The 24,264-nt window shown below is 73.9% G+C and carries 19 protein-coding genes and 1 tRNA gene; 12 read left to right on the forward strand and 8 right to left on the reverse strand.

The window, feature by feature from the left end:
• Window positions 1–28: 28 nt before the first annotated feature.
• Window positions 29–2,548 carry a DEAD/DEAH box helicase gene (locus ACL02T_RS21765; protein WP_412832576.1) on the reverse strand — a complete coding sequence of 840 codons (2,520 nt, stop codon included), beginning with the start codon at window positions 2,546–2,548 and terminating at the stop codon, window positions 29–31.
• 778 nt (window positions 2,549–3,326) lie between these two features.
• Here ACL02T_RS21765 and ACL02T_RS21770 point away from each other — a divergent pair.
• The 6 genes from ACL02T_RS21770 (at window position 3,327) to ACL02T_RS21795 (ending at window position 11,587) form a co-directional block, all read left to right on the forward strand.
• Complete coding sequence (locus ACL02T_RS21770; RefSeq protein ID WP_412832577.1) at window positions 3,327–5,624, forward strand: sodium-translocating pyrophosphatase; 2,298 nt, start codon at window positions 3,327–3,329, stop codon at window positions 5,622–5,624.
• 193 nt (window positions 5,625–5,817) lie between these two features.
• Entirely contained in the window at window positions 5,818–6,369 is a 552-nt protein-coding gene (locus ACL02T_RS21775) for a hypothetical protein (RefSeq protein ID WP_412832578.1), read from the forward strand.
• A gap of 71 nt (window positions 6,370–6,440) precedes the next feature.
• Window positions 6,441–7,037, forward strand: a complete 597-nt coding sequence (locus ACL02T_RS21780; protein ID WP_412832579.1) for a hypothetical protein — start codon at window positions 6,441–6,443, stop codon at window positions 7,035–7,037.
• Window positions 7,038–7,134: 97 nt separating this feature from the next.
• Complete coding sequence (locus ACL02T_RS21785; protein ID WP_412832580.1) at window positions 7,135–8,088, forward strand: hypothetical protein; 954 nt, start codon at window positions 7,135–7,137, stop codon at window positions 8,086–8,088.
• Window positions 8,089–8,481: 393 nt separating this feature from the next.
• Window positions 8,482–11,208 (forward strand): type I DNA topoisomerase, encoded by a 2,727-nt coding sequence (topA, locus tag ACL02T_RS21790; protein ID WP_503129100.1) that lies wholly within the window; start codon window positions 8,482–8,484, stop codon window positions 11,206–11,208.
• Between the two features lie 163 nt (window positions 11,209–11,371).
• Window positions 11,372–11,587, forward strand: a complete 216-nt coding sequence (locus tag ACL02T_RS21795) for a hypothetical protein (protein WP_412832582.1) — start codon at window positions 11,372–11,374, stop codon at window positions 11,585–11,587.
• A gap of 33 nt (window positions 11,588–11,620) precedes the next feature.
• Here ACL02T_RS21795 and ACL02T_RS21800 read toward each other — a convergent pair whose 3' ends face one another.
• Window positions 11,621–12,088 (reverse strand): GatB/YqeY domain-containing protein, encoded by a 468-nt coding sequence (locus ACL02T_RS21800; protein WP_412832583.1) that lies wholly within the window; start codon window positions 12,086–12,088, stop codon window positions 11,621–11,623.
• Between the two features lie 45 nt (window positions 12,089–12,133).
• On the opposite strand from ACL02T_RS21800, the gene ACL02T_RS21805 reads away from it, so the two are divergent.
• Both ACL02T_RS21805 and ACL02T_RS21810 read left to right on the forward strand, forming a co-directional pair.
• A complete protein-coding gene (locus ACL02T_RS21805) occupies window positions 12,134–13,069 on the forward strand; it encodes a metallophosphoesterase (protein WP_412832584.1) in 936 nt (311 codons plus the stop codon).
• Between the two features lie 35 nt (window positions 13,070–13,104).
• Window positions 13,105–13,181, forward strand: a tRNA-Pro gene (locus tag ACL02T_RS21810).
• A gap of 168 nt (window positions 13,182–13,349) precedes the next feature.
• Here the strand turns inward: ACL02T_RS21810 and ACL02T_RS21815 are convergent.
• The 3 genes from ACL02T_RS21815 to ACL02T_RS21825 form a co-directional block, all read right to left on the reverse strand.
• Complete coding sequence (locus ACL02T_RS21815; protein ID WP_412832585.1) at window positions 13,350–14,903, reverse strand: DUF2252 domain-containing protein; 1,554 nt, start codon at window positions 14,901–14,903, stop codon at window positions 13,350–13,352.
• Window positions 14,904–15,056: 153 nt separating this feature from the next.
• Window positions 15,057–16,064, reverse strand: a complete 1,008-nt coding sequence (locus ACL02T_RS21820; RefSeq protein ID WP_412832586.1) for a 2Fe-2S iron-sulfur cluster-binding protein — start codon at window positions 16,062–16,064, stop codon at window positions 15,057–15,059.
• 1 nt (window position 16,065) lies between these two features.
• The gene (locus ACL02T_RS21825; RefSeq protein ID WP_412832587.1) at window positions 16,066–17,289 is read right to left on the reverse strand and encodes a cytochrome P450; all 1,224 of its coding nucleotides are present in this window, start codon (window positions 17,287–17,289) and stop codon (window positions 16,066–16,068) included.
• Window positions 17,290–17,428: 139 nt separating this feature from the next.
• On the opposite strand from ACL02T_RS21825, the gene ACL02T_RS21830 reads away from it, so the two are divergent.
• Complete coding sequence (locus tag ACL02T_RS21830; RefSeq protein ID WP_412832588.1) at window positions 17,429–18,367, forward strand: AraC family transcriptional regulator; 939 nt, start codon at window positions 17,429–17,431, stop codon at window positions 18,365–18,367.
• Here the strand turns inward: ACL02T_RS21830 and ACL02T_RS21835 are convergent.
• Together ACL02T_RS21835 and ACL02T_RS21840 are read right to left on the reverse strand one after the other, a co-directional pair.
• Window positions 18,350–19,138: an ArsR/SmtB family transcription factor gene (locus ACL02T_RS21835; RefSeq protein WP_412832589.1), complete on the reverse strand. Its 789-nt coding sequence runs from the start codon at window positions 19,136–19,138 to the stop codon at window positions 18,350–18,352. The two genes, ACL02T_RS21830 and ACL02T_RS21835, sit on opposite strands and share 18 nt — an antisense overlap.
• A 110-nt stretch (window positions 19,139–19,248) precedes the next feature.
• Entirely contained in the window at window positions 19,249–20,424 is a 1,176-nt protein-coding gene (locus ACL02T_RS21840) for an LLM class flavin-dependent oxidoreductase (RefSeq protein WP_412832590.1), read from the reverse strand.
• Between the two features lie 286 nt (window positions 20,425–20,710).
• On the opposite strand from ACL02T_RS21840, the gene ACL02T_RS21845 reads away from it, so the two are divergent.
• Complete coding sequence (locus ACL02T_RS21845; RefSeq protein WP_412832591.1) at window positions 20,711–21,301, forward strand: TetR/AcrR family transcriptional regulator; 591 nt, start codon at window positions 20,711–20,713, stop codon at window positions 21,299–21,301.
• Between the two features lie 5 nt (window positions 21,302–21,306).
• On the opposite strand, the gene ACL02T_RS21850 is transcribed toward ACL02T_RS21845, so the two are convergent.
• Window positions 21,307–21,744, reverse strand: a complete 438-nt coding sequence (locus tag ACL02T_RS21850) for a DUF1707 SHOCT-like domain-containing protein (RefSeq protein ID WP_412832592.1) — start codon at window positions 21,742–21,744, stop codon at window positions 21,307–21,309.
• 76 nt (window positions 21,745–21,820) lie between these two features.
• Between ACL02T_RS21850 and uraD the strand changes: the two genes are divergently transcribed.
• Entirely contained in the window at window positions 21,821–22,351 is a 531-nt protein-coding gene (uraD, locus tag ACL02T_RS21855; RefSeq protein WP_412832593.1) for a 2-oxo-4-hydroxy-4-carboxy-5-ureidoimidazoline decarboxylase, read from the forward strand.
• Between the two features lies 1 nt (window position 22,352).
• Window positions 22,353–24,233, forward strand: a complete 1,881-nt coding sequence (locus ACL02T_RS21860) for a S9 family peptidase (protein ID WP_412832594.1) — start codon at window positions 22,353–22,355, stop codon at window positions 24,231–24,233.
• The last annotated feature ends 31 nt before the right edge of the window (window positions 24,234–24,264 follow it).

Raw genomic sequence — 24,264 nt, forward strand, 5'->3', positions numbered from 1 at the left:
CGGCAGTCGATCCCGCCCGCGGGGTCGCTCACCCGGCCGGGTGCCGGGCCAGTGCGCCGGTCACCAGGTCCAGCACGCGGACGGCGCCGGCCTTGTCCAGCGGGTTGTTCCCGTTGCCGCACTTGGGCGACTGCACGCACGAGGGGCATCCGGTGCGGCAGCCGCAGTTCCGGATCGCCTCCCGGGTCGCCCGCAGCCAGCGACCGAGCACGGCGTGTCCCCGCTCGGCCAGGCCGGCACCGCCGGGATGGCCGTCGTGCACGAACACGGTCGGCAGCCCGGTGTCCGGGTGCAGCGCCGTGGACAGTCCGCCGATGTCCCACCGGTCACAGATTGCGAAGAGGGGCAGCAGGCCGATCGCGGCGTGTTCGGCCGCGTGCAGCGCGCCGGGGAGCCGGGCGGGGTCGAGCCCGGCCTCGGCCAGCACCGTCTCGTCGATCGTGTACCAGACCGCGCGGGTCTCGAGGGTCTGCGCGGGCATGTCCAGCGGGACGGTCCCGAGCACGGTGCCGCTCGGGGTGCGGCGCTGGTAGCCGACGACCTGGCTGGTCACCCGGACGTCGCCGAAGGACACCGAGACCGGGCCGTGGTCGCCGTGGGCGCGTACGGCGACGATCTCGACGTCCGAGTTCGACCGCGCGTCGGTACGCCAGTCGGGTTCCTCCTGGTGCACGAGCGCGACACCGGCGTCGAGGTCCAGCTCGTCGACCACGTAGCTCTCGCCGCGGTGCAGGTAGAGCGCGCCGGGGTGCGCGGTCCCGGGGGCGGAGGCGCCGTCGACCGTGCCGAGCATCCGCCCTGTCCCGGTCTCCACCAGCGCAACCTGACCCAACCCGGAGCCGCGGATGTCGACGGAGGCGGCGGGCTGCTCCCGGGTGGTCGGCCAGAACCACCCCGCCGGCCGCCGGCGGAGCACGCCGTCCTCGACCAGCTCGGCGAGCACCTCCTCCGCGACCACGCCGCCGAAGACGGTCGCGACGTCGTCCTCGGTGAGCGGCAGCTCGGCCGCGGCGCACACGAGCTGGGGCGCCAGCACGTACGGGTTGCCGGGGTCCAGCACGCAGCTCTCCACGGGAGCGCCGATGAGGGCGCGGGGATGGTGCACGAGGTAGGTGTCCATCGGGTCGTCCCGCGCCACGAGCACCACCAGCGCCTCGTCGGCGGCGCGTCCCGCGCGCCCGGCCTGCTGCCAGAAGGACGCCCGGGTGCCGGGGAAGCCGGCCACGACCACGGCGTCGAGCCCCGCGATGTCGACGCCCAGCTCGAGGGCGTTGGTCGTGGCCACCCCGAGCAGCTCGCCCCGCATCAGGTCGCTCTCCAGGGCCCGCCGCTCCTCGGGCAGGTAACCGCCCCGGTACGCCGAGATCCGCGGCACCAGCTCCGGGTCGACGTCGGCGACGAGCCGCTGGGCGCCGAGGGCGGTGACCTCGGCCCCCCGCCGGGAACGCACGAAGGCGAGGCTCCGGGCGCCCTCGAGCACGAGGTCCGCCAGCATCCGGGAGGACTCGGTCGAGGCGGGCCGGCGGACCGGGGCCCCGTTCTCGCCGCTCAGCTCGGGCAGCAGCGGCGGTTCCCACAGCGCGACCGTCCGGCCCGCGCTGGGCGAGGCGTCCTCGGTCACGGCGCGGACCTCGCGCCCGGTCAACCGGCCGGCGAACTCGGCTGGACGGGCCACGGTCGCGGAGGCGAGCACGATCGTGGGCCGCGCCCCGTACCGGCGGGCGATCCGCAGCAGACGGCGTAGCAGGAGCGCGACGTGCGAGCCGAAGACGCCGCGGTAGGTGTGGCACTCGTCCACGACCACGAACGCGAGGCGGCGCAGGAAGCCCGCCCAGCGCCCGTGCCGGGGCAGCACCGAGCGGTGCAGCATGTCCGGGTTGCTGAAGATCCAGCGCGCGTGCCGGCGAGCCCAGTCCCGCTCGTCCAGCGGGGTGTCCCCGTCGAGCGCGGCGGGCCGGACGTCGGGCAGGTCGAGCTCGCGCAGGGCGCGGAGCTGGTCGGCGGCGAGGGCCTTCGTCGGGGACAGGTACAGCGCCGTCGTGCGCGGCTCGGCGACCAGCCGCGACAGCACCGGCAGCTGGTAGACGAGGGATTTGCCCGAGGCCGTCCCGGTGGCGACCACGACGTCCCGACCCGCGTGGGCCAGCTCCGCCCCCTCGGCCTGGTGGCTCCACGGTCGGGTCACGCCCGCGCGGCGGAACGCCTCGACCACCTCGGGCGGCGCCCAGTCCGGCCAGTCGACGGCGCGCCCGGGTCGGGGCGGCAGGCGGACGGCGTGCCGCAGCGGGTTCACCGCCTCCGCCGGGTCGGACCCGTCCTCGGGATCCGGGACCGGCTCGGCCGGCAGCACCCCGTCCGGCCCGAGCTCGACGACGGGCACGTCCGTCTCGACACCGGACCCCGCGAGGACCCGGTGCAGCAGCTCCAGTCCGCGCGCGGACCGGGGGCCCGGAGCCGGGTCGGCCCGGGGCGCCGGCGAGGCGGCCGGGTCCGGCGGCCCCTCGACGAGCACCGGCCCGTCCGCCCACCCGATCGCCTGGTCACGCATACCGTCGAGGCTCGCACATCGCCCCGACGGTTCCGCGCACCCGCCCGCCCGGACGTCGCGAGCCGGGCGGCGGGAGGGGGCTCCCCCCTCCCCGGGATCGGCGTCGAATCCTGCGGCGAGCACACCGCCCGCCGCGGAGGCCACCGCGTCGAGCTCGTCCCGCACCTGTGCCCGGCCCCCGCGCGCGGCTGGATGCTGAGCACGGCGACCACGAACCTCTCCCCGGGACCGAGCAGACCGGCGCTGTGCAGCTGGTAGCGGCCCGGAGAAGCAGCACATCCAGCCCTGCTCGGCCACGGCGTCGACCTCGGCCCCGACGCCGGGCGCGGGCAGCCCGAGGTCCCGGGCGAACCCGCCCCGGGCCACCGCGGGCGCCGTGCCGGCTCCGGCGGCCATGACCGCACGGGTCCCGCCACCGCTCCCGCGCACGTCGGACACCGCAGGCGTCGCCGGCGGGCTCAGCAGCACGGGGACGATCGCCAGGGCGGCCGCCGCGGCCGCGACACCGCTCCGGGGGCGACGCGGTCTCCGACGTCGGTGCCCCGAGGCTCGACCGGTCCGGCCGGTTGGGCCATTCGGTGCCCTGTGTTCTCGATCACCTCACCCGACGGCGAGCAGGGGTGGTGTGGATCTCACGTGGGACATCGGACACACTCGTACACTGCACGCGCCCGTCACACCGACGTGACGGCGCATGCGCTCGACGCCAGGGACGCCGTCGGAACGCGAGCCGGCCGGATCGGTCTCCCTGGCGCACACCGACGCAACAGGAGGACGGATGTCCGTGCCCGCTGTGGGCCTCGAGCTCGGCTCGGGCGATCGCGTCGTCGTCGGCGTGGTCGCCGTCGTCGCGCTCGCGGCCCTGGCCATCGGCTACATGCTGCTCCGGGAGGTGCTGGCCGCCGGCCAGGGCACCAAGCGGATGCAGGAGATCGGAGAGGCGGTCCAGGAAGGCGCCCAGGCGTACCTGAAACGACAGTTCAGAACGCTCGGCGTCTTCGTCGTCGTCGTCTTCCTGTTGTTGCTGGCCCTGCCCGCGGACGACCTGGGCGAACGGATCGGCCGGTCGATCTTCTTCGTGATCGGCGCGGTCTTCTCCGCCACGATCGGCTACACCGGCATGTGGCTCGCCACCCGCGCGAACATCCGCGTGGCCGCGGCCTCGCGGGAGCCGGGCGGTCGGGAGAAGGCCACCCGGATCGCGTTCCGCACCGGTGGTGTCGTCGGCATGTTCACCGTCGGCCTGGGGCTGTTCGGCGCGGCCCTGGTCGTCCTGGTCTACGCCGGCCAGGCGCCCAAGGTGCTCGAGGGCTTCGGCTTCGGGGCGGCGCTGCTGGCGATGTTCATGCGGGTCGGCGGCGGCATCTTCACCAAGGCCGCCGACGTCGGCGCGGACCTGGTCGGCAAGGTCGAGCAGGGCATCCCGGAGGACGACCCGCGCAACGCGGCGACGATCGCGGACAACGTGGGTGACAACGTCGGCGACTGCGCCGGCATGGCGGCCGACCTCTTCGAGTCCTACGCGGTCATGCTGGTCGCGGCGCTGATCCTCGGCTCGGCGGCGTTCGGCCTGCAGGGCCTGCTGTTCCCGCTGATCATCCCGGCCATCGGCGTGATCACGGCGGTCATGGGTGTCTACGTCACCCGGGCCCGCCAGGGCGAGAACACCCTCAAGGCGATCAACCGCAGCTTCTACATCTCGGCGGTCTTCGCCGGCGTGCTGTCGATCGTGGCGGCATTCGTCTACCTGCCCGGCAGCTTCACCGACCTGACCAACCCGACGGACGCCTCCGTCACCACGCTGACCCAGGACCCGCGGATCATCGCGTCGGTCGCGGTGGTCATCGGCATCGTGCTCGCGGGCGTCATCCTCTGGCTGACCGGCTACTTCACCGGCACCGAGGACAAGCCGGTGCAGGACGTCGGGCGCTCGTCGCTGACCGGCGCCGCCACCGTCATCCTGTCCGGCATCTCGATCGGCTTCGAGTCCGCGGTCTACACGGCGCTCGTGATCAGCGCCGCCGTCTACGGGGCGTTCCTGCTGTCCGGCTCCATCGTCGTCGCGCTGTTCGCCGTGGCCCTGGCGGGCACCGGGCTGCTGACCACCGTCGGCGTCATCGTCGCGATGGACACCTTCGGCCCGGTCTCCGACAACGCCCAGGGCATCGCGGAGATGTCCGGCGACGTCGAGGGCGAGGGCGTCGACATCCTGACCGAGCTCGACGCGGTCGGGAACACCACGAAGGCGATCACCAAGGGCATCGCGATCGCCACGGCGGTGCTGGCCGCGACGGCCCTGTTCGGCTCCTACCGGGACGCCATCACCCAGGCGCTCGCGAAGGCGGGCACGGCCGTCGAGAACGCCGGCTCGTCCTTCGCCTTCGAGGTGTTCAGCCCGAACACGCTGGTCGGCGTGGTGATCGGCGCGGCCGTCGTGTTCATGTTCTCCGGGCTGGCGGTCAACGCCGTGACCCGGGCCGCGGGCGCGGTCGTCTACGAGGTGCGGCGCCAGTTCGCCAGCAAGCCGGGGATCATGGACGGCACGGACCGGCCGGAGTACGGCCGGGTCGTCGACATCTGCACCCGGGACTCGCTGCGCGAGCTCGCCACCCCCGGCCTCCTGGCGATCTTCGCCCCGATCGCCGTCGGCTTCGGCCTCGGGGTCGGGCCGCTGGCCGGCTACCTCGCGGGTGCGATCGCCACCGGCACGCTGATGGCGATCTTCCTCGCCAACTCGGGCGGGGCCTGGGACAACGCCAAGAAGCTCGTCGAGGACGGCAACCACGGCGGGAAGGGCTCCGACGCCCACGAGGCGACGGTCATCGGCGACACCGTCGGCGACCCGTTCAAGGACACCGCGGGCCCGGCCATCAACCCGTTGATCAAGGTCATGAACCTGGTCTCGGTGCTGATCGCGCCGGCGGTCGTCGTCTTCACGGTCGGCGACAGCGCCTCGGCCCCGATCCGGATCGCGATCGCGGTCGTCGCGGTGCTCATCATCGTCGCCGCGGTGACCGTGTCGAAGCGCCGCACGTCGTCGATCCAGGAGACGCCGGCGGACAGCCCCGTCGCCTGACCCGGGCACCCGGCCGCGCCGCCGGGGCCGATCGGAGCGGTCCGGTCGGCCGTGCGCCGGGCCCTCTCGGCGATCCAGGAGGCCGCTCGTCCCCTTCCGGGGGCGGGCGGCCTCCCTACGTCCGCGGCAGGCTCGCTACCGTCTCAGCGCCCGTACGGGCCGACGGCACGGACCGCGCCGAGGTGGAGGACGGATGAGGATGCGTACCAGCGCCGCCCGGCGGCGGGCCGCGGCAGTGGCCGCGGTCGCGACCGGGCTGCTGCTCGCCGGCTGCGGCGGCGCGAGCGAGCAGGAGACGGTCGACTGGACCGACGGCCTGTGCAGCACCTACGCCACGTTCCGCGAGGCGGCGATCGTCGGTCCGCAGGCGGCGCCCGACCTTCCCTCGCAGGCCCGCGCCCTCTCCACCTACCTCGGCGACACGGTGGCGGCGCTGGACGAGGCACTGGCCGATCTCGACGGGCTCGGCGCCTCGCCGGTCTCCGGCGGCGACGAGGCCGTGACCCGGTTCCGCGACCAGCTCAGCAGCTACCGCTCGGCCTTCCGCCAGGCCCGGTCGCAGGTCGACGCCCTGGACCCGGGGTCCCCGACGCTGCAGCAGGACATCGAGGGCGCGGTCACGCCGGTGCTGCAGCTGCAGGACACGACCCGGGACCCGCTGGCAGGGCTGGACCCCGCCGTCACCGCCGCGGCGACGAAGGCGCCCGCCTGCCAGAGCCTCGGCAGCCCCGCGCCCGACGGCTGAGCAGGGCCGGGGCCGCCGGCTCGCGTACTGTCGGTCCCCGGTTCCGCTCCCCCGATCACAGGAGGCTCCCCGTGCCTCGCCCGTCCCGGCTCGCCGTCGCCGTGGTGCTCGGCGGGCTGCTGTCCGTCAGCGGCTGCGCGACCGTCGTCGCGGGCACCCCGACCGCCGATCCGGCGCCGCGCCCGGCGACCGGCCGCGGGGCCGACCCGGTCGCCTGGGTCGACAAGGTCTGCGGCGCGGTCCTGACCTACACCACGCCGGTGCTCTCCCAGCCGGCCTTCGAGGGCGCCGACCTGCCCACGATCAAGCAGCGGCTCTCGGACTACCTCGGCGCGAGCCAGGACGGGCTCCAGCAGAGTCGCGACCAGCTCGCCGAGGTCGGCCCCTCGCCCGTCGGCGGGGGCGACGAGACCGTCGCGCGGATCTCCGCGGGCCTGGAGAAGCTGCAGAACGACATCGGCGCCGCGAAGGCGAAGGTCGACGCCGCCGACCCGGCGAACGTCGACGCCTTCCGCGCGGCCCTCGACGAGACCAACACCAACCTCCAGCAGCTCACGGCCCCCGACGCGCTCGGCGACCTCACGACCTCCCCGCGCCTCGACAAGGCCGCCCAGCAGGCCGGCAACTGCACGAAGCTGGCCGAGATCCCGGGCGGCGCACCCCGGTAGCCGCCCGTCGCGTGTCGCCGCGGCGCGTCGGCTCCCGGTCGGGCGAACCCGGCGCGCCGCTCGTCCGGCCTCGAACGCATGTTCTAGGGTGCGAGACGTGTCCCAGCTCTCGCTGTTCTCCGCGGACGCCCGGCCGCCGCGGCTCGGCGATCTCGCCGGGCTGCTGTGCGGGCCGGCCCGGATCACCCGCTTCGGTGCCGGGGACACCGCGCGGATCAGCCTGCTCGTGGCCGACGCGGGGCGGGCGGCCGCCGTGCGGGCCGCGGCCGCGCCGTTCGGCATCCCGTTCGAGCTCGGCGAGCGGTCCTGCGCAGGCCGGGAGCTGCGCACCGCCTACCGCCGCGACCTCGCCGGCCTCGCCCGCACCTGGACGGGCCGGGACCGCCGCAAGACCGTGCCGGCGGAGTTCCAGCTCGACGGGACCGCGCTGCGGCTCTGGGTGCTGGCCTGCGGGCGCGCGGACGGGCGCGGGGGTTACGTCCTGCCGCTCGACGGCAGCGCCCCCGGCACCCACGACGCCCTGGTCGCCGCCACGACCCGGCTGGGTCTGCCACCGGCCCGGATCGAGCTCCCGCCGTGTGCCGCCTGCCGGGAACGCGCCGCCGTCGGGACGGGGGCCGGCGCGGAGGGAGCGGCCGCCGAGGAGGGGGCCGGCGAGGAGGGGGCCGAGACGACCTCCGCGGCGGAGGCCGGTCCGACGACCGGGTCCGCCGACCCGGTGGGCGTCCTGCCCGCACCTCCCCGCACCACGCCGTCGCCACGCCCTCCCCGGCCCACCACGGCCCTGCCGCTCACGGACGGCACCTCGGCCCTCGACCTGCCCGCGGCGGAGCCGGACGCGACCGCGGCGCACTGCCGCACCCACCACCTCGCCCTCGTCCCGTCCGCCGCGCCGGAATCGTCGACCGCGCCGGAATGTCCGGCGGCCGGACCGGCGTTACGAATCACAGGAGCACGGCGGCTGCAGCGCCTGGTCGAGCTGGTCGGTCCCGCGCCCGACGCGGTGGACCCCGCCGGATGGCCCAGGCACTGGGGTCGAGCCGGGGCTTGACCCTCGGGCTACGCTCCCCCGGTCGATCCGCCGCCGCGACGCGGTGTGACGGATGCGACATCCTCGGTCGATGTGCGACCGTGGCGGCGGGGGACGGCCGTGGGGCAATACTGTCGGCCCCGGGTCGAAGGGGAGTGAGCGTGATGACCGGAGGTAACGGCCCGGCTCGCCACCCCGAACGAGACGCCCGGAAGTCGGACGCGGACCGGTGCGTGACCGGCGAGGCGGCCGGAGGGATGGAGTAGGACCAACGTGGCAACCCGAACGACGAGCACCGACACCGACGCGCCTGCCGAGGGCAACGGCACGGCCGCCGGCACCCGCACGCGCCGTGGCGCAGCCGGCGGGGGGCGCCGCAACGGGAACGGCACGACCACGTCCGCGGGTGGGCGGGTGCGCCGCCTGGTGATCGTCGAGTCGGCGACCAAGGCCAAGAAGATCCAGCCGTACCTGGGCAACGACTACGTCGTCGAGGCGTCGGTGGGGCACATCCGCGACCTGCCGCGCGGGGCGGCGGACGTCCCGGCGAAGTACAAGGGCGAGTCGTGGGCCCGGCTGGGCGTGGACGTCGACAACGAGTTCCACCCCCTCTACATCGTCACGCCGGAGAAGCGGTCCAAGGTCTCCGAGCTCAAGGACCTGCTGAAGGACGCCGACGAGCTCCTCCTCGCCACGGACCCCGACCGCGAGGGCGAGGCCATCGCCTGGCACCTGCTCGAGACCCTGCGCCCCAAGGTCCCGGTGCGCCGGATGGTGTTCCACGAGATCACCGAGCCGGCCATCCGCGCCGCGGCCGAGAACACCCGCGAGCTCGACCAGGACCTGGTCGACGCGCAGGAGACCCGGCGGATCCTCGACCGGCTCTACGGCTACGAGGTCTCCCCCGTGCTGTGGAAGAAGGTCATGCCGAAGCTCTCGGCGGGCCGCGTGCAGTCGGTGGCCACCCGGTTGGTCGTGCAGCGCGAGCGGGAGCGGATGGCGTTCGTGTCCGCGGGCTACTGGGACATCGCCGCGACGATGGACGCCGGGGCGGACGCCACCCCGAGCCAGTTCGCCTCGCGGCTCCTCTCGGTCGACGGCAGCCGGGTCGCCACCGGCCGGGACTTCGGGCCGGACGGCAGGCTCAAGGGCTCGGACCGGAGCAACGCCGACGTCACCGTCCTCGACGAGGCGAGCGCCCGCCGGCTGGCGGAGAACCTCGAGGGCCGCGACCTGGCCGTCACGTCGGTCGAGTCCAAGCCCTACACCCGCAAGCCGTACGCGCCGTTCATGACGTCGACGCTCCAGCAGGAGGCGGGCCGCAAGCTGCGCTTCTCCGCCGAGCGGACCATGCGCAGCGCGCAGCGGCTGTACGAGAACGGCTACATCACCTACATGCGTACGGACTCGACCACGCTGTCGCAGTCCGCGATCGAGGCCGCCCGGGCGCAGGCCCGCGAGCTGTACGGCGACTCCTACGTCCCGTCGGCGCCGCGGCAGTACACGCGCAAGGTGAAGAACGCGCAGGAGGCCCACGAGGCCATCCGGCCGGCGGGCGACACGTTCCGCACGCCCGGGGAGATCGCCCGCGAGGTCGACGGGGACGACTTCCGGCTCTACGAGCTGATCTGGCAGCGCACGGTCGCCTCCCAGATGGCGGACGCGCGCGGTACCACGGTCTCGATCCGGATCACCGGCTCCGCCGCCACCGGCGAGGAGGTCGTGTTCGCCTCCTCGGGCCGGACGATCACGTTCCCCGGCTTCCTGCGGGCCTACGTCGAGACCGTCGAGGAGGGCACCGGCGGCCAGGCGGACGACGCCGAGTCCCGGCTGCCGAACCTCACCGAGGGCCAGGCCCTCGTCGCCACGGAGCTGAACCCCGAGGGGCACACGACGAACCCGCCGGCCCGGTTCACCGAGCCGAGCCTGATCAAGCAGCTCGAGGAGCTGGGGATCGGGCGGCCGTCGACGTACGTGTCGATCATCAAGACGATCCAGGACCGCGGGTACGTCTGGAAGAAGGGCTCGGCGCTGGTCCCGTCATGGGTGGCGTTCTCCGTGGTCGGACTGCTGGAGCACCACTTCGGCCGGCTCGTCGACTACGACTTCACCGCCGCGATGGAGGACGAGCTCGACGCCATCTCGTCGGGCAACCTGACCCGCAACGCCTGGCTGAACGGGTTCTACTTCGGCGACGGTGCGGGCTCGGAGGGCTCGGTGGCGCGGGCGGGCGGGCTGAAGAAGCTCGTCGGCGTGAACCTCGAGGAGATCGACGCCCGCGAGATCAACTCGATCCCGCTGTTCACCGACTCGCAGGGGCGCGAGGCCGTGGTGCGGGTCGGGCGGTACGGGCCGTACATGGAGCGCCCGACCGGCGAGGTCGACGCCGAGGGCAAGCCCAAGACCCAGCGCGCCAACCTGCCCGAGGACCTGCCGCCGGACGAGCTCACCGAGGAGATCGCCGAGAAGCTGTTCTCGGTGCCGCAGGAGGGCCGCTCGCTCGGGACGGACCCGGTGACCGGGCACGAGATCGTCGCCAAGGAGGGGCGGTTCGGGCCGTACGTCACCGAGATCCTGCCCGAGGACACCCCGAAGAAGACGAAGCCGCGCACCGGCTCGCTCTTCAAGGACATGTCCCTGGAGACGATCACCCTCGACGACGCGCTCAAGCTGCTCTCGCTGCCGCGCCTGGTCGGCACCGACCCGGAGTCCGGGGAGGAGATCACTGCGCAGAACGGCCGCTACGGGCCCTACCTCAAGAAGGGCACCGACTCTCGCTCGTTGACCAGCGAGGACCAGCTGTTCACCGTCACGCTCGACGAGGCGGTGGAGATCTACAAGCAGCCCAAGCAGCGCGGCCGGCGCACCGCCGCCGCCACCCCGCCGTTGCGTGAGCTGGGCGAGGACCCCTCGACCGGCAAGAAGATGGTGATCAAGGACGGCCGGTTCGGCCCCTATGTCACCGACGGTGAGACCAATGCCTCGCTGCGCAAGGGCGACTCGGTCGAGCAGGTCACGGACGAGCGCGCCTCCGAGCTGCTCGCCGAGCGGCGCGCCAAGGCACCCGCCAGGAAGCGGACGCCCGCGAAGAAGACCACGGCCAGGAAGGCCCCGGCGAAGCGGAAGGCCCCGGCCGAGTGACCCCGTGAGCGGCGACAGCCGCTCACGGGAGCATCGCCGCTCACGACGTCGGCGGGCCGGGCCCGACGTCGACGGGAGCCGCGCGCCGGGTTGGCGGGATCTTTGCGGGAAGCGGCCTCTCTGCCACTTCTGGCGGGAACCGGCGCGGGGGAAACTTCCTGCCGTGGTCGCAACCCTGGTGTTCCTGTCCCTGATCACCCTGCTCGGTGTCGCCGTCGTGCGGGCGCACCGGGACCCGCTCCGCCGCTTCCGGATGGAGCAGTTCCGGGTCGCGATCCCCGCCCTGGGCATCCAGCCGGAGGACCGGCCCCGGATGCCCGAGGACCTGCCCGCGCTGCCCGAGGGGCCCGCGGACACGGGGAGCGGGATCCGGACGTGAGATCCGGCGGACGGGCCGCCGCAGGCCTCCGGGTCAGGCGAGCAGCGACCTCACCGCGGCGGAGAGGCGCTTGCCGTCGGCGCGGCCCTCGGCGGCGGCCTGCGCCTTCTTCATGACCTGCCCCATCTGGCGGGGGCCGGGCTTCTCGCCGGTCTCGGCCTCGACATCGGCCACGGCCTGCCGCGCGAGGGCGGTGAGCTCGTCGTCGCCGAGCTGCTGCGGCAGGTAGCGGGCCAGGACCTCGCCCTCGGCCCGCTCCTGCGCGGCGAGCTCCTCGCGCCCGGCCGCGGAGAAGGCCTCGGCGGACTCGGCCCGCTTCTTGGCCTCCTTGCGGATCACGGCGAGCACCTCGTCGTCGGACAGCTCCCGCTGGGCCTCGCCCGCGACCTCGGCGTTGCCGATCGCGGTCAGGGTCATCCGCAGGGTGCCCTTCACCAGCTCGTCGCGGGCCTTCATCGCCGCGGTGAGGTCCGCGCGCAGCTGCTCCTTGAGGGTGCTCACGGGCGTGACGCTAGTCGACCGTGCCGGGCCCGTACCCTGGGATCCGTGAACAGCCTCGCTCGCCTGGCCATCGGCGCCGTCAGCACCGGCGCCGCCGGCATCGCCTACGCGGCCGGGTACGAGCGACGTCGCTGGACGCTGCGCGAGGAGACGGTGCCGGTCCTGCCCGAGGGCAGCCGGCCGCTGACGATCCTGCACGTCTCGGACCTGCACCTCACGCCGGGGCAGGAGAGCAAGAAGCGCTGGGTCGCCGAGCTGGCCGCGCTGGACCCGGACGTCGTCGTCGACACCGGGGACAACCTGGGACACCCGCGCGCCGTCCCGGGCGTACTGGCCGCGCTCGGACCGCTGCTGGAGAAGCCGGGACTGTTCGTGTTCGGCAGCAACGACTACTTCGGCCCCACCCCGAAGAACCCGGCCCGCTACCTGCGCAGCTCGGACCGCCGGATCCACGGCGAGCCGCTGCCGTGGCGGGACCTGCGGGCGGCGTTCGTCGAGCGCGGGTGGCAGGACGCCACGCACCAGCGGATCTTCCTGGACGTCGACGGCCGGCGGATCGGCGTCGTCGGGGTCGACGACCCGCACCTGTCGCTGGACCGCTACGACAGCGTCTCCGGCCCGATGACCGCCGACCTGCGGCTCGGGCTGACCCACTCCCCCGAGCCCCGGGTGCTCGACGGGATGGCGGCCGACGGTGTCGACCTCGTCCTGGCCGGCCACACGCACGGCGGGCAGCTGCGCCTGCCCGGGTACGGCGCGCTCGTGACCAACTGCGGGATCGACCGCTCGCGGGCCCGCGGCGCGTCCCGGTGGGGCGCGCACACCTGGCTGCACGTCTCGGCCGGGATGGGCACCTCGCCCTACGCACCGGTGCGCTTCGCGTGCCCGCCGGAGGCCAGCCTGCTGACCCTCGTGCCCCGCCCGGCCACCCCCGACGCCGCACGGACCACCCCTGCGCAGGCCGCCGGAACCGTCGGGTAGAGTTCACCACGGCTCGCAGGGAGATCGCGGGCCCTCGGGGTGTGGCGCAGCTTGGTAGCGCGCTTCGTTCGGGACGAAGAGGTCGCAGGTTCAAATCCTGTCACCCCGACCAGAAGTCGAAGGCCCAGGTCGACAGACCTGGGCCTTCCTCGTTCTCGAGGTTCGGGCACCGGCGCCGGATCGGTGTGTCGACGCCCTCGCCGAACGCCGCCCTCACACGGCCTCGGTACGGCGCCGCTCGGCGCGCGCGGCCCGACCCTGCGCCACGCCGGCTCGACGGTCAGCGGTAGACGACGTCGACCTGGGTGAAGGCGCCCAGCTCGTGGTCGGCGACGAAGTACTCGTGGTCCCGGCGCAGCCGGGCGGCGGCCTCCTCGGCGAACCGCAACACGTCGTCGACGAACAGCTCCCGGCAGCCGATGGCGTCGAGGATCGCCGGCTCGACGTCGTAGTCGACGTTGCCGGTCTCGTCGGACAGGGCGTGCGTGTGCGCGAGCACCCGGCCGCAGATGGTGGCGTAGTCCTTCCACCCGCGCGTCGACAGCGACTTCATGCTGATGTCGTCGCGGTAGGGCGCGCGCTCCCGCGCCATGAAGCTCTCCCCGTCGATCCGGGCGCTGCCGTAGAAGACGTCGCCGTTGACCAGGTGCACCCGCTGGGCGTGCCGGATCCGGTCGCCGCGGCCGTCGACCTCGTAACCCGACGGCGGCACCAGGCCGTCGAGCGCGGAGTTGCGGGCCCGCTTGAACTCGAGCAGCAGGTCGTCGGTCCCGTCGGCGCGGGGTCCCTCGAGCAGCACGAAGTAGCGGGTGAGCCCGAGCGAGGCCGTCCCCGCCCCGTGCCGTTCGGCGACGTCCTTGACCCTCATCCGGCCGGCGCGTTCGGGTACCGGCACCTCGTTGTCGGTGACGTAGCGGTCGACGATCTCCTGGAACTCCGCGCGGCGGCTGCTCATCGGGACGAGTTCGCGGCTGGTGCGGAAACCGGTGCGGCCCTCGTCCAGCAGGTCGCCGAGCCACTCGGCGCGGGTGGTACCGAGGCTGTCGGCGATCAGCTCGGCGATCAGCGGCGGGGCGTTGTCCAGCCGCAGCTGCTCGGTCTCCTCGCGGCCGTCGGCGGCGTAGCCGGCGATCCCCTCCGCGTACCCGCGGACGAACCGCTCGGCGATGGCCCGCTGCTTCCTGGCGCCGTGGCCGCCCTTCTCCTCCGCCGCGAGCAGGAAGCCCACCGATCCGCGCTTGAGGTCCCAGGTGAACGGCGCGTAGAAGGCGTCGTCGAAGTCGTTGACGCCGAAGATCGGCACGTTGTCCGCGCTCGGCATCACGCCGAAGTTGCCCGGGTGGACGTCACCGAGACACAGCACCGTGGGCACCCGGGCGTCCTCGCCGACCAGGTCGCGGTAGAAGAGCAGGTTGGTGCCGCGGAAGAAGTGGAAGACCGACCGGGCCAGCTTGTCGAACTTGGCCCGGGCGTCGAGGTCGCCGCTGGCGATGCGGTTCTCGTGGTCCTCCCGCACGGTCTCCCGCACGTGCATCCGCCGGTCGTTGCCGGTGAGCATCCGCGGCACGAGCACCATCTCGCCGTGCGCGCGTGCCTCCGCCAGTGTGCTGAAGGCGTCGACGCGGGAGCCCACGATCCGACCGTCACCGCGTCGGGTCCGGTCGGGAGCGCTCGCCGAGGCGCCGTTCGGCGCGTCGCCGGACCCGTTCCTCCCGTCGGACGCCCCGAGGGCCTCGCGGAGCTTCTTGGTCATCGATGATCGCCCGGGGACGTCCTGCTCGCGGGCACGGCGGAGGAGTTCGGTACGGCCGGCCGAATCGAGGTCCACGTCCATGCGCGTGGGCTACCGCCGGGAACCGCGCCTCGAAACGCTCGTCATCGAATCGTCAGGTACCGCGATCCGCGCACGCCGTCGGCGGCCGGCCCGATCCGGCCCGGGAACGACGGCGGTCCGGGCGGGCACCGGGCTCGCCCGGACCGGCGTTCCTCACCCGAGGGCGTCGGCGGGGGTGAACTTCTCGCGGTGGATGTGCCGCGGGGCCATGCGGCGGCGCTTGAAGGCCTTCACCCCCGCCTCGACCATCGCGGGCGGGCCGCAGAGCCAGCCCGACCAGCCGCGGGCGCTGGGGACGTCCGCGACGAAGGCGTCCGTCGGGAAGCCCGAGCGGTGCTCCGCCGCGGGCTCGTCGGAGAGCACCGGCACGAACCGGAAGTTCGGGTGCTCCTCGGCGAGCTCGCCGAAGCGGTCGCCGTCGTAGAGGTCCGCCGTCGCCCGGACCCCGTGGTAGAGCAGCACCTCGCGCGCGGGGTGGCGGGCCAGCGCGGTGCGGGCGATCCCGACGAGCGGGGCGAGGCCGGTGCCGCCGCCGACGAGGACCATCGGGCCGCCGTCGTCGTCGGGCTCCGGCGGGAGGTGGAAGTCACCGAGCGGGCCGGTCGCGGTCACCTCGTCGCCGACGGCGAGGCCGTCGAAGAGCCACCCGTCGGTCGCCACCCCGCCCGGCACCCGCCGGACGTGCAGCTCCAGCACCTTGTCCTCGTCGGCGATGTTGGCCAGCGAGTACTGCCGCCGCGCCCCCGACCCGGGGACGACGAGCTCGACGTACTGCCCCGCGGAGAAGGCCAGCGGCTCCGGGAGCCCGAGCAGCACCCGCCGGGTGTCGCGGGCGATGTCCGCGACCTCCAGCACCGTCGCCGCCAGGTCCCGCAACGGGTGGGTGGCCCGGTCGCCGGCCCCGCCCACCTCGACGTCGGACACCGGACGGGCCTGGCACGCCAGCGCCATGCCGGCCGCCCGCTCCTCGGCGGTGAGGGTGTCGAACGGCGAGTCGCGATGGTCGACCTCCCCACCGACGACCGGCAGCTTGCAGGTGCCACAGGTCCCCTGGTTGCAGGAGTTCGGCATCCACAGCCCGGCGCGCAGGCAGGCGTCGAGCAGGCTCTGGTCGGCGGCGCACTCGACCCGGCGACCGCCGACGGTCACCGCGTAGCCCATCTCAGACCTCCCAGGTGACGTGCAGGCTCGTCGGTCCGCGGAAGCCCCAGCCCCAGAACTCCACGCCCTCGCCGGTGTCGCGCTCGAGGTTCGGGATCGCCTCGAACAGCTCCTCCAGCGCGATCCGCATGACGTGGTTGGCGAAGTAGATGCCGGCGCACGCGTGGCTGCCGGCGCCGAAGGCCAGGTGCGGCAGCGGCGGGCGGTGCAGGTCGTAGGTCGAGGGCGCCTCGTAGACGCCCGTGTCGTGGTTCGCCGAGCCGTAGGACAGCATCACCGGGGTGCTCGCGGGGACGTCGACGCCGGCGACGGTGACCGGCTTCGTCGAGATGCGCGCGGTGGCCGACCAGATCGGTGAGGTCCAGCGCATGCCCTCGGAGATCGCGCGCGGGATGAGCACCGGGTCGTCGACGACCTGCTCGAGCTGCTCGGGCCGGCTGAAGAGGCCGACGAGCGTGGAGGCCATGCCGTGGCCGGGCTCCTGCATCGCGCCGAGCAGGTAGACGTAGATCGTCGGGTAGATGTACTCCCGGTCACGGGTCTGCCCGGCCGGCATGCCGTCGTGCAGCCAGTGCGAGATCGCGCTGTCGTCGGGCTCCACGATCCACCGGTCGATCAGCGGGTCGACGATCGCGCGGATCTCGGCCTTCGCCTCGTCACCCTCGCGGAAGCCCTCGGGGTGGGCGAACTCGCCGTCCTCGGTCATCGCGGCGTTGGTGAACGAGCGGTTCAGCTTGGCGAACCACTCACGCAGCTTGTCCGAGTCGACCGACTGCAGACCGAGGAGGTCGCCGAGGGACCGCACGCTGACCGGCTCGCAGAACTGCGAGACCAGCTCGGCGCGCCCGTCGTTCTCGAACTGCTCCAGGTAGCGGCGGGCGATCGGCCGGACCAGGTCGTCGATCCAGCGGTCCACCTCGACGGGCTGCAGCGCGGGCTCGACCATCGACCGCAGGTCGGCGTGGACGTCGCCGTTCACGCCGATGATCGCGGGGTGTCCGAAGGTGCGGCCACCGGCCGGGGTGATCACGCCCTCGAAGTGCGGGCTGGTCGCGACCTCGCGGCACACCTCGGCGGTGGAGGCGACGTACGAGCCGAGCACCGGCACGTACGCCAGCGGCGCCTCGGCCCGCAGCCGCTCGTAGGCCTTGTACGGGTTGCGCTCGAGCTCGGTCATGGTGACCTCGTCGAGCCAGGACAGATCGGGCTTCTCGGTGGTCGTCATCGACCGTCTCCTCCACAGCGTCGTCCGGGGACGGAACGGGAAGGTAGGTCGCGACGACGAGTCCGGCGACACTCCTCGCGCGGGTCCGGTACGGATCGCGCGGCGGGTTCGTGAGGACGCTCTCAGGTACGCTCGCCGCATGTCCGCACGGCGTCGTGCAGCTCCCCGGGACTGGGACCAGGCGTCCCGGGCGGTGGCGCAGGCGTACTTCCCGCACGAGCTGCAGCTGCTCGGCGGCGGCCGGGAGCCGCGCCTCACGCTGCGCACGCTCGATCTCGGCGCCGTGCTCGTCGGACACGTGGGCTGGGGCGCCGACGTCCGGATCGCGTGCGACTACCCGGGCTCGTACGAGATCAACCTGCCGCTGACCGGGCACCTGGAGAGCCGCGGCCGGCACGGGCCGCTCGTCTCGCTGCCGGGGCAGGCCACGGTCTTCCGCGCCGACACGCCCTCGCTGATCAGCCACTGGGACAGCACCTGCACCGTCCTGGGCGTGAAGTTCGACCAGGCCTGGCTCGACCGGGAGGCCGAACGCGTACTGGGCGCGGACCGGGTGACGGTCCGGAGCCTGCTGCCGGACCAGATGGATCTGGGGGCCGGGCCGGGCCGGGCGTGGCGCCAGCTCGTCGGGAGCCTGGCCGCGCACCTGCACGATCCCGAGCTGTTCGGCGGCTGCGGCCCGGTGAAGGACCAGCTGGCCGGGGCGATCGCCGCCGGCTTCCTGCTGGCGAGCTGCCCCGGTGCGGGCACCGGGTCGCCGGCGCGGCCGCGCACCGTCGGCCGCGTGGTGGACCAGTTGCACGACGACCCGGACCGGGCCTGGACCGCCGGCGAGATGGCGGCCGTGGCGGGCACCAGCGTGCGGCGGCTGCAGGAGGGCTTCCGGGAGTGGGTCGGCTGTACGCCGACGGAGTACCTCACGGGTGTCCGGCTGCAGCGCGCCCGCGCCGACCTGCTCGCCGACCCCACGCTGACCACGAGCGAGGCGGCCGCACGGTGGGGTTTCTCCAGCGCGAGCCGCTTCGCCGCCGCCTACCGCCGCCGGTACGGGCACCCGCCCTCACAGGCCCGCGCCTAGCTCGCCGGTCTCCAGCAGCGTCTTCAGGTCGGCGAGCAGCCGCGGCCAGGCCTGCGCCACCATCTCGGCGACCCGGCTGCCGGGATCGAAGTCGTCGTGCACGACCGTCAGCCTGACGACGTCGCCCTCCGGCTCGATCTCGAAGGCCACGCGCGACCGCCGCTCGGCCGCGATGCGGGCGAGGGTCTCCTCCTCGATCCCCGCGGCCGCCGCCCACTCCGGCGTGAAGGTGTGCCAGGTGTAGGCGAGCCGGCGCGGCGGGTCCGCCTCCAGCACGACCTGCTCGGGGTCGACGGTCTCGCGGCCGTTCTCCTCCCAGACCATCGGGGCGCCCCTGCGCCACTCGGTCCGGAAGGCCACGCCCCAGTACCGGCGGGTGAAGGCCGGGTCGGTGAGGGCCTCCCACAGGCGTTCGGGCGTGGTCCGCACGTACGTGGTGTAGGTGAACTCGGTCGAGGACACGGGTGCTCCCTCCAGCGCCGCCCGCAGGTCGGCGACGGCCCGCACGCGCTCCCGGGCGTACCGGCCGATCCAGCGCTCGGCGATCAGATCGATGGGTGCGGCGTCGAGGTGGTGCAGCTTCTCGCGCCCCCGGCGCCGGGTCGTGACGAGGCCGGCGGCCTCCAGCACCGCGAGGTGCTTGGCCACGGCCTGCCTGCTCATGTCGAGCCCCGCGCACAGCTCGCGCAGGGTCTGCCCGTTGCGCAGCCGCAGGCGGTCCAGGAGCGCGCGGCGGTGCGGGTCGGCGAGCGCCCGGAACACCTCGTCCATCCCACCTCCTCGGGCAACCTGGAGGTTGCCTTTTATAGGCAACTCAGTGGTTGCCTGTCAAGCGCGAAGAAGGGGCGGACCCGATGGGCCCGCCCCCTTCGAGTCGCTGGTCAGCTCTTCTCGGCCAGCTCCTTCTCGTACTTCGCGGTCATGTGATCGACGGCGGCGAGCTGGGTCGCGGCGTGCGTCTCGCGAGTGTCGTGGGCACGGTCCTTCGCGGCGAGCGTGCTCTGCGCCTGGCCCTGGAAGTGCGGGAAGACCTGCTGGGCGATGAGCTCGTAGGAGCGCTTGGTGGCCTCCGGGTTGGCCCAGTCGTGCCCCATCAGCAGCATGGCGCCGAAGCCGCCGTTGCTCTGGTCCCACAGCCGCTGGACCTGCGCGCGGGCGTCCTCGACGGTGCCGATCGCGCCGATCCCGGCCTCGTTGACGAAGTCGATCATGCCCTTGATGTCCGTCGAGTCGCCGACGTCCATCTGCGGGAACGCGGCGACCTTCTGGAAGTAGTTGAACCAGGGCACGATGCCGAACTCGACGTCGCGGTACGCCTGCTCCTTGGTCTCGGCGATGTGCATCAGTCCCACGAGCCGCCAGCCCGAGCGGTCCGGCGTCGGCTGGCCGAAGTGCGCGGCCCGCTCCTCGACGACGTTCCAGTGGTGGGCCAGGGCGTCGAACCCGTCCTGGGTGAGCGTGGCACCGATGGACAGCAGCCCCGTGCCGTGCCGGCCGGCGAGCCGCGGGCCGGTCGGCGAGGCGACCGCGGCGACGGCGATGTCGAACCGCGGGTCGGTGAACGGGCGCAGCTGCAGCTGGGCGTCGACCAGGGTGTGCGTCTTCGTGGTCTGTGTGACGGACTCGCCGCGCAGCAGCCGCATGATGATGTCGATGTTGACGTCGAGCAGCTCGCGGGTGTCGGTCGGGTTCAGCCCGATCATCGCCGAGTCCGTCGGCAGCGAGCCGGGGCCGACGCCCAGCATGGTCCGGCCCCGGGTCAGGTGGTCGAGCATGACCATGCGGTCGGCCACCCACAGCGGGTTGTGGTAAGCGATCGAGGTCACACCGGTGCCGAGCCTGATGTTCCGGGTGCGCTCGGCCGCGGCCGCGATGAAGATCTCGGGCGAGGCGATGATCTCGCTGCCCGCGGAGTGGTGCTCGCCGATCCAGGCCTCGTCGTAGCCGAGCCGGTCCAGGTGCGTGACGAAGTCGAGGTCGCGCTGCAGGGCGAGCGTCGGGTTCTGCCCGGGCACGTGGAAGGGGGCGAGGAAGGTGCCGAACCGCAGTCGGGTCACGGGTTGCTCCTGATCGTCGTCGATCCTCACTGCTCGCACCGCGCAGGGAGGCGCGGGGAGGGGCGCTCCCGATGGTGCGGTGCGTCACGCGCCGCACCGTGTCCGAAAACCGGACACCCGGGCGACGGTGACGCTGCGTCCACGACACGTGGGGTCCGCGGAAACTCACACGGGCGCTCGGCGGTGCGCGTCCCGCCGCGCAGGCCGTCGATGTCGCCCGGAGTGACCGACACGATGGACACCCGTTCCAGACGGGTGTCTTGATCGTCCACTAGGGTCGCCGCCCATGGGACATCGCGAGGACCTGCTGGACGGCGCCGCCGACTGCCTGTACGAGAAGGGCTTCGGCCGGACGACCGCGCGGGACGTCGTCGCCGTCTCCGGTACCAACCTCGCCTCGATCGGCTACCACTTCGGTTCCAAGGATGCCCTGCTCACGGAGGCCGCGGTGCGCGGCGCGGCCGAGTGGGAGCAGGCCCTCGACCGCGCGCTCGCCGGGGTCGACCCGACCGCCTCGCCGGACGATCGGGTGGCCCAGACCTGGTCCGCCGTAGTGAACCTGTTCACCCGCGAGCGCCGCCTGTGGGTCACCTACGTCGAGTCGCTCGCCGAGTCCGCCCGCTCGCCCCGGTTGCACGACGCGCTGGTGGGCGCCCAGCGCCGGATCCGCGAGGAGCTGGCCTCGATGTTCCACGCCCTGCCGGACGACCCGGCCGAGGCCGACCGTCGCACCCGCGTCCTGGGCGGCTTCTACCAGGCCCTGCTCACCGGGCTCATGGTGCAGTGGGTCGTCGACCCGGAGGACGCCCCCGCGGGGGCGGACGTCGCCGAGGCGATCGGGATGCTCGTCGGCTCACCGGAGCTGGCCGCCCACTGAGCGGGTCACGGCTCCCGCGGGCGCCCGATACCGAAGGCGTAGAGCACCCCGAGCGCGGCCAGCGGCGGCAGCCCGGTCCACAGGAACCACGGGTAGAGCAGCTCACCGGTGGTGATCGAGACGATCCCCCACGCGACCAGGTTCACCACGGCGATCGTGGTGAAGATGATCGTGAGGACCCGCATCGCCGTGCCGCCGCCGGTGTCCGCGAAGACCCGCCGGCGGGCACCCGCCTCGGGCAACCGCGCCGGGGCCGCGGGCAGGTCCCGGAGCAGCCGGTCCAGTTCCCCGCGCGTCCTCGCCTCCCACACGCCCCGCGAACGGGTGTCGTACTCGCCGAGATCCAGCAGGCCCTCGCCCTGTGCCCACTGCAGGTGCCGCGCGGCCCGGGCCCGGTCGGCGTCGGAGACACGCATGTCCTCGGGGCGCACCGGCTCGTTCACGCCCCCATCGTGCCCGTCCGGGAACTGTGACGGATCAGGGATCGCCCGGATGCGCGGCGGCGACCATGCTGTGCGCATGACGGGCCCCACCTCCACGGACCCCCGCTCCCCCACCCCCGGCACGGCCGCCTTCGACCACCTCCCCCGGCACGACGCCGTCGCCGCCCTGCTCTCCGTCTGCTCCTCCCCGGCGTGGGCCGAGGCCGTGGCGGACGGCCGGCCCTACCACCGGCTCGACGCCCTCCTCGCCGCCGCCGACGACCGGCTCGCCCGCCTCGACGGCGCCGGGATCGCCGACGCACTGGCCGGCCACCCCCGCATCGGCGAGCGGGCCATCCACTCCGCCACCTCGGCCCGCGAGCAGGCCGGGATGTCCGACGCGTCGGACGAGGTCCGGGCCGCGATGGCGGAGGCCAACGCCGAGTACGAACGTCGGTTCGGGCACGTCTACCTCGTGTGCGCCTCCGGTCGCGGTGCCGACGAGCTGCTGGGCGTGCTGCGCGAACGGCTGGGCAACACCGCGGGGGAGGAGACCCGGCGCACCCGCACCGAGCTGGCCGCGATCAACCGCCTGCGGCTCACCGGGCTCATCGTGCAGGATCGGTGAGGTGAGTACGGCACCCTCCGGCCATCCCGTCGCCCCGATCCCCGAGCGGCTGTTCACGGACGAGCGTGAGCAGCGCTGGCGCGCCCGGTTCACCGCGGTGCGCATGTCCCGGCCCGCCTGGGCGCTCGACGCACCGGACCGCAGCGTGTACTCGTCGAACTCCAGCGGCACCACGCAGGTGCACACCTGGGACCGCAGCACCGGCCTGCACCGGCAGGTCACCGACCGACCCGCCGGCACCCACTTCGCCACCCTCCCGCCGGACGGCGAGAACGTCTGGTGGTTCGCCGACACGGACGGGGACGAGTTCGGCCACTGGGTCGCCGAGCCCTTCGCCGGCCTTCCCGCGGGCGACGAGCCCGCGAACCCGCTGCCCGGTGTCGAGGACGGCTACCCGGCCGGCCTGGACATCGGCCGTGACCTGGTGGCCGTCGGCACCTCGACGGACGACGGGACCACGATCTGGCTGCACCGCCGCGGGTCCGGCGAGCCCGCGACCAGGATCTACCACCACGCCGAGGACGCCGGCGTCGGCGGCCTGTCCGAGGACGAGACACTGGTCGCGATCAGCCACTCGGAGCACGGGGACTCCCGGCACCCCGCCCTGCGGGTGATGACGGTCGACGGGGAGCTCGTCGCCGAGAGGTCCGACGGCCCGGGCAAGGGCCTGAGCCCGATCGCCTTCGCCCCCGTCCGCGGCGACCAGCGGCTGCTGGTCGGCCACGAGCGCCGCGGCCGCGAGGAGCTGCTGATCTGGGACATCACCACCGACACCGAGACCGAGCTCGACCTGGGCCTGCCCGGCGAGGTCGACGCGGACTTCTACCCGGATGCCTCCGCGCTGCTGGTCTGGCACACGCACGCCGCCCGCACCCGGCTGCACCGCTACGAGCTGGCCACCGGCGAGCTCGTCGAGCTGGCCGTCGCGCCGGGCTGCATCGGGTCGGCCGACGTCCGGCCGGACGGGACGGTCGAGTACTCCAGCTCGTCGGCCGCGACGCCGTCGGCGGTGCGGGCGCTGCACCCGGACGGCACGGACCGCCGACTGCTGACGCCGTCCGGCGAGCCCGCGCCCGAGTCCGTCCCGGTGGAGGACCTGTGGGCCGAGGGCCCCGGCGGCACGGTCCACGCGCTCGTCGCGCGCCCGGCGCCCTCTCCCGCCCGGCCCGACGGTCCGTTCCCGGCGGTGTTCGCCCTGCACGGCGGCCCGCACGCCGCCGACGAGGACCGGTTCTCCGCGGCCCGCGCGGCGTGGGTCGACGCCGGGTTCGCCGTGGTCGAGGTCAACTACCGCGGCTCGACGGGCTACGGCTCGGCCTGGCGGGACGCGATCGAGGGCCGGCCGGGCCTGACCGAGCTGGAGGACGTCGCCGCGGTGCACGACGCCGTCGTCGCCGCCGGGCTCGCGGATCCCGCCCGCACGGTCGTGGAGGGGTGGTCGTGGGGCGGCTACCTGGCCCTGCTCGCCGCCGGCACCCAGCCCGGGCGCTGGGCCGCGGTGCTCGCGGGTGTCCCGGTGGCGGACTACCTCGCCGCCTACGCCGACGAGATGGAGCAGTTGCGGGCCTTCGACCGGGCCCTCTTCGGTGGGTCACCCGAGGAGGTGCCGGAGCGCTACCGGCTCGCGTCACCGCTGACCTACGTCGACGAGGTGCGCGCCCCGGTGCTCGTGCTGGCCGGGGAGAACGACCCCCGCTGCCCGATCCGCCAGATCGACAACTACCTCGACGCCCTGGGCGGGCGCGGTGACCTGCCCTACGAGGTCGCGCGGTTCGACGCCGGGCACGGCTCGCTCGTCGTCGCCGAGACCCTGCGGCACGTGGCCACGGAGATCGACTTCGCCCGTCGCGCGCTGGAGAGGATCACAGTGGCACGCACATAGGCGTCATGCCCGCGTAGCGCTCCCGTAACGT

The organism is Pseudonocardia oceanicola (assembly GCF_047200735.1).
Taxonomy (GTDB): domain Bacteria; phylum Actinomycetota; class Actinomycetes; order Mycobacteriales; family Pseudonocardiaceae; genus Pseudonocardia.